This window comes from Glaciimonas sp. GG7 (assembly GCF_052976905.1).
On the sequence record NZ_JBRIIQ010000200.1, the window covers coordinates 1 to 2,050 of the forward strand.

General features: G+C 54.5%; 2 protein-coding genes. Both read left to right on the top strand.

Annotated elements, in window-relative coordinates; translation table 11 throughout:
* The first annotated feature begins 65 nt into the window (after positions 1 to 65).
* Complete coding sequence (locus tag ACVBEF_RS21070) at positions 66 to 1,205, top strand: GNAT family N-acetyltransferase (RefSeq protein ID WP_447125852.1); 1,140 nt, start codon at positions 66 to 68, stop codon at positions 1,203 to 1,205.
* Between the two features lie 132 nt (positions 1,206 to 1,337).
* Positions 1,338 to 2,050: EamA family transporter (locus ACVBEF_RS21075; RefSeq protein WP_447125851.1), on the top strand; the 713-nt coding region annotated here is incomplete at its 3' end.

Consider the following 2,050-nt stretch of genomic DNA (forward strand, 5'->3'; position numbering starts at 1 on the left):
TCTCCGACTCAGTAGTTCTATGCCGAGTACCACGGACAAGCACGAATCGATCCACGACAACGCGCATCATTTCCTCCCTCAGCGAAATCGGCCAACCGGCCTGGGATGAATTGGTCGGGCTGCAGACCGACGCCAATCCTTTTCTTTCCTTCGCATTTCTCCACGCCTTGCATGAAACCGGCTGCGCATCTGACAAATCCGGCTGGCAACCGCAATATGTGACGCTCTGGAGGACCGACGCCGCGCCGCAACTACTGGCCGCCTTACCGCTGTATGTCAAATATCACTCCTATGGCGAATACGTATTCGACTGGGCCTGGGCCGATGCCTATCAACGCAGCGGCCTGGAATATTATCCAAAGCTGCTCTCCGCCATCCCCTTCACCCCGGTGACCGGCAGCCGCTTGTTAGCACGCGACGCTATCGCTGCGGCGGCGTTGATGGAGGTCATCAAAACCTTGCGCACAGAGACCCAGACCTCCTCCACGCACATTTTGTATCCCCCGGCAGAACAGGCCGAAGCCCTGCAGCAAGCCGGATTTCTCCTGCGCAGCGGCGTCCAGTTCCATTGGCTCAATCCCGGCTATCCCGACTTCGACGCGTTCCTCGCCACGCTGGAGCGCAAAAAAAGCAAAAACATCCGCGCCGAACGCCGCAAAGTCGCCGACGCTGGCGTCACCTTCAGGCACGTGCGCGGGGTCGATGCGGTTGACGCCGACTGGATATTTTTCAACCGCTGCTATCGCCACACCTACGCTGACCATCATTCAACGCCGTATTTGAATCTGGCATTTTTTCAGCAGATCGCCGCCACCATGCCGCAAAATATGTTGCTCATCGTGGCCGAGCGTGATGGTCGCCCGATCGCCTCCTCGCTATTGATTCATACCGAAACGACGCTGTATGGTCGCTACTGGGGCGCGATTGAAGAAGTCCCCTGCCTGCATTTCGAGACCGCCTATTACCAGCCGCTGGAATTTTGCATTGCGCAAAAAATTGCCTGCTTTGAAGGCGGCGCACAAGGCGAACACAAAATGGCACGCGGCTTTCTCCCTCAAAAAACCTGGTCCGCCCATTGGCTCGCGCATCCTGATTTTTTCAATGCCGTCGCCAACTTTTTAGACCGCGAAACCGACGGTATCGCCGCTTACATGGGCGAGCTTAATGATCGCAATCCGTTCAAAGCAGACGGCCCACCTAGTTAAGACTTACGCAAAATTGTCCCAGCAAGGCAGACTGACGAAAACATTACGAATGTAAGGCTAGGAGGGATAACGCCGCCGGGGCGGTTTTGCGTAAGTCCTCATACTATTTTTCTTTGACTATCTATTCTTATCATGCAACCCACCGACATTCTTCTCGCGCTGCTGACCGTCTCCATCTGGGGCTTTAATTTTGTCGTCATTAAAATTGGCTTGCAAGATTTACCGCCACTACTCTTCTCGGCAATGCGCTTCACTTTCGCCGCCATTCCCCTGATATTTTTCATCAAACGCCCGGCAATCCCGTGGCGTTTGTTAGTCGGTTACGGGGTATTCCAATTTGCGCTGCAATTTGCCCTCTTGTTCTCGGGCATGAAGTTAGGATTTTCAGCCGGTCTGGCCTCGCTGGTTATCCAGCTACAAGCCTTCTTCACCATCGGATTAGCCGTCCTGATCCTGGGCGAGCGCCCCCGTGCGGCACAGTTAATCGGCGCGTTGATTGCCCTCCTCGGCATGGCCTTAGTCGCCATCCATGTAGAAGGCTCAGCCACGCTCATCGGATTTTTGCTGGTCGTCATCGCTGGCGTGAGTTGGGCCAGCGCCAACATCGTCACCAAAACCATCGGCAAAGTAAATCCATTAGCGCTAGTGGTCTGGGGATCGTTGATCGCTATACCGCCGTTATTGCTGGCATCCATATTGGTCGAAGGCCCCGCGGCATGGGGCTATGCAGCCATCCATTTGAGTTGGCTTTCAGCGGCAGCGGTACTGTTTCAATCCTACCCAAACACCATAGAAACTGTTTGTAAAGCGTCAAATTTAAGTATCACGCCTACTACCGCAAGTTT